General features: G+C 69.5%; 5 protein-coding genes. 4 read left to right on the top strand and 1 reads right to left on the bottom strand.

From position 1 onward, the window contains the following. The 4 genes from VK923_01445 to VK923_01430 form a co-directional block, all read left to right on the top strand. The coding region (locus tag VK923_01445) for a hypothetical protein (protein HSJ43329.1) at nucleotides 1-1,092 on the top strand (1,092 nt) is incomplete at its 5' end. Between the two features lie 81 nt (nucleotides 1,093-1,173). After that, a complete protein-coding gene (locus tag VK923_01440; protein HSJ43328.1) occupies nucleotides 1,174-1,926 on the top strand; it encodes a metalloregulator ArsR/SmtB family transcription factor in 753 nt (250 codons plus the stop codon). A 40-nt stretch (nucleotides 1,927-1,966) separates the two neighbouring features. Continuing rightward, on the top strand, nucleotides 1,967-2,353 hold the full coding sequence (locus VK923_01435; protein HSJ43327.1) for a VOC family protein: 387 nt from the start codon (nucleotides 1,967-1,969) through the stop codon (nucleotides 2,351-2,353). Nucleotides 2,354-2,379: 26 nt separating this feature from the next. Next, nucleotides 2,380-2,913 carry a hypothetical protein gene (locus VK923_01430; GenBank protein HSJ43326.1) on the top strand — a complete coding sequence of 178 codons (534 nt, stop codon included), beginning with the start codon at nucleotides 2,380-2,382 and terminating at the stop codon, nucleotides 2,911-2,913. Between the two features lie 230 nt (nucleotides 2,914-3,143). On the opposite strand, the gene VK923_01425 is transcribed toward VK923_01430, so the two are convergent. Beyond that, on the bottom strand, nucleotides 3,144-3,430 hold a 287-nt coding region (locus tag VK923_01425), incomplete at its 5' end, for a WYL domain-containing protein (GenBank protein HSJ43325.1).

Genomic DNA, 3,430 nt, shown 5'->3' with positions numbered 1-3,430 from the left:
GATGCGATCGACGCCGAGGGGTGGTACGCGGCGCTCGAGGTCGAGCGCCCCTGGTCCGAGCACAACCCGCGCATCAGCGGTGAGTTCGCGCGTCCAGCCGCGGTCCGCCGGTACCTCCACAGGGAGCTGACCGCGCTGTTGCGGATGGGGGCGCTCGTACGTGCGCGGCCGTCCCGCCCGGCGCTGACGTTCGACGATCCGGACCTGTTCGGTGCGCTGGACGAGGACAGGTTCGACCTGCGGGCCAAGAAGCTGTTCCTGTTCGGACCGGAACGGATGGCGCTGTCACTCGATCGCCTGTCGCACTACTGCGGCACGCCTGCGGAGTCGTTCGAGCGGCACGTGCTGTTCACCAACTACTCCATGCACGTCGAGGCGTTCCGCGAGCGGTTCCCCGATGCCGACGGTCCCGACCGCGATGGTGTGCAGATGCCGGCATGGCACCACCACACGCCGGCGGGGGACGGCGTGAGCCTGGTCAACATCGGTGTCGGGCCGGCGAACGCGAAGACGATCACCGACCACACGGCGGTGCTGCGTCCCGACACGATGTTGATGATCGGCCACTGCGGTGGGTTGCGGAACCACCAGAACATCGGCGACTTCGTCCTGGCGACCGCACATCTGCGCGCGGATCACGTGCTGGATGACGTCCTGCCCACCAGCATCCCGGTGATCCCGAACCACCGGCTCAACACGTTCCTGCTCGCGGCGCTCGAGGAACGGAACGCGCCGTACCGCCTCGGCGTCGTGCACACCACCGACAACCGCAACTGGGAGTTCAACCAGCGCGTGACGACATCCGAGGTCCGAACGGCGCGGTGCGTCGCGATCGACATGGAATCGGCGACGATCGCGGCGAACGGGTTCCGCTACCGTGTCCCGACCGCGACGCTGCTGTGCGTCTCGGACAAGCCACTGCACGCCTCGCCGAAGCTGTCGGCCGGTGCGGTCCGGTTCTACCAGGCCAGCAAGCGCAACCACCTCGACATCGCGCTCGCCTGCCTCGACCGCGTGCGCCGCGAGCACCCCGACGGCCTGCCGACGCACGACATCCGCTCCGCCGACGAACCGCTGCTCGGGACGATCTGAGCAGGGCCGGACGACGGGCGTCGACCGTGCGGTTCATCGATGGGTTGACATGTGACTATTTGGTCACCTATAGTGTCCTCCATGGACGAGGTGTTCAAGGCCCTGGCCGATCCGACGCGACGGAGCCTGCTCGACGAGCTGTTCCGTGAGGACGGGCAGACCTTGAGCGCACTGGAGGCGCGGTTCTCCATGACGCGGTACGGCGTCATGAAGCACCTGAGGCAGCTCGAGGAGGCCGGGCTGGTGGTCACGAGGCGTCGCGGCCGCGAGAAGCTGCACTTCCTGAACGCCGTCCCGATCCGGCTCGTCCACGACCGGTGGGTGAGCAAGTACGCCGAGCCCTGGGCGGCCACGCTCAGCGACCTCAAGACACGTCTGGAGCGTCAGATGGAGAAGGTGTTCGAGATCTACATCCGCACAACCCCCGAGCGCCTCTGGAAGGCGATCACCGACAAGGAGACGCGGGCGCAGTTCCACTTCGGCAATCACGTCCACTCCGACTGGAGCCCCGGGTCGTCGTACGAGGTCGTCAACCCCGGCTTCGACGGCGCGCTGCTGCAGGGTGAGAACCTGGAGGTCGATCCGCCGCGACGGCTGGTCCAGAGCTACCGGGCCCTGTGGAGCGACGATGCCATGGCGGCGGGCACCTCGCGGGTGACCTGGGAGATCGAGCCCGTCGGTGACTCCTGCCACCTGCTCGTCACGCACGACCAGCTGCCTGAGGACGCCGGCGGCGACCTGTACGGCGGCTGGCCGATGATCCTGTCCGGCTTGAAGACCTGGCTGGAGACCGGCGAGGTGCTGACCACGCCAGGCTCGTTGATGTACGGCTGACCGCGACGTCGGGGACGGGTAGGACGCAGGAGGACCAGCTGTGGACAGGCAGACAGGCACGACCATCACGCAGATCCGGTCTGTGGCGATCAACGTCGAAGACCAGGACCGGGCGCTCGACTTCTACGTGGGGACCATCGGCTTCGAGGTCCGCATCGACACGGGGCCCGGTCCAGCCGGCCGGTGGATCGAGATCGCTCCTCGGGGCGGGGCGACGACCATCGCACTGATTGCGACGCCTGAGCCAGGCCACGCGGGTGGCGACACGGGCATTCGGCTGACCGCGGCCGATGTCGCGTCGGACCACGCTGCGTTGCAGACGGCGGGTGTCGACGTCGATCCCGAGGTGTCGCACTGGCCCGGCGTGCCGCCCATGTTCTCCCTGCGCGATCCGGAGGGGAACACCCTGTACGTCCTTGAGGGCTGACGAACCGACGACCACAGGAGCATCCCATGACGCGAACGATGCAGCTCGATGGCGTCGCCGACGCCACCGGCCGCACCTGGGACGAGTGGCGCGCCGTCCTCGACGGGTGGGGTGCCGGCTCGATGACCCACCGGCAGATCGCGCGACGGCTGCAGGACGACGACGACGTCGCCCACTGGTGGGCCCAGACGCTGACCGTGGCCTACGAGCAGCACATCGGCCGCCGCGTGCCCGGACAGGCGAGCGACGGAACGTTTCAGACGTCGACCAGCCGGACGGTCGCGGGCGACCTCGACGACGTGTTCGCGCGCTGGCTGCAGGTCGCCGCCGACCTCAGCCGGCGTACCGACGCGGAGCTCGCCCGGGAACCGGCGACGTCGGACAAGGGGGCGTACCGCTACTGGCGGGTCGGTTTCGCCGACGGCTCCCGCGTGGAGCTCGGTGCCTCGCAGACTCGGCCCGACAAGGTCCGCATCGCCCTCGGCCACGAGCGCCTGCCCGACGCCAGTGATGTCGACCGCTGGCGCAGCTTCTGGCGGTCGCTGCTGGCGGAGGTGTAGGTCCCCGCCGAGGCGGTGGCCCACAAGCCGGGAAGTCGCCTCTCGAGCTCCATGTACGGGTGGGCGAGGGTCATCAGCAGCGGCCGTGTGGGCGACGTCCAGGTCATCGACGCACCCGGGCTGAGCGAGTAGCTGCGACGCACCGCCGACCGCTTCAGCGCGCCGCGCGGCCATCGGACCGGTGAGGACGGGTCTCGCGTGGCAGCGACGAGGTCGCGTGCAGCGGCAGCTCACGCAGGCGCCCCGGACCGCTCGACGAGCTCAGTGCCGATGCGTCCCAGCTCGGTCCGGACCTCCTCGGGGCCCTCGACCTCCAGCAGCGTGCCCCAGCCGGCGAGCTGCTCGGCGATCGACCGCGGAGTCGGCGCCGCGACCTCGACCCGGACCACACCGTCGGCGACCTCACCGATCCGCCGGCCGTGGCGCCCGAACTGCGATTGCAGGAATTGCACCAGCCTCGCGCTGACCAGGACGGTCGCCGACGTCCGCGCGCGGCGCTGCTCGACCTCGTCCACGC

It is taken from the genome of Euzebyales bacterium (assembly GCA_035461305.1).
Taxonomy (GTDB): domain Bacteria; phylum Actinomycetota; class Nitriliruptoria; order Euzebyales; family JAHELV01; genus JAHELV01.
The sequence above is the reverse complement of the archived record's forward strand: the minus strand, read 5'-3'. Positions and strand labels throughout refer to the sequence as shown.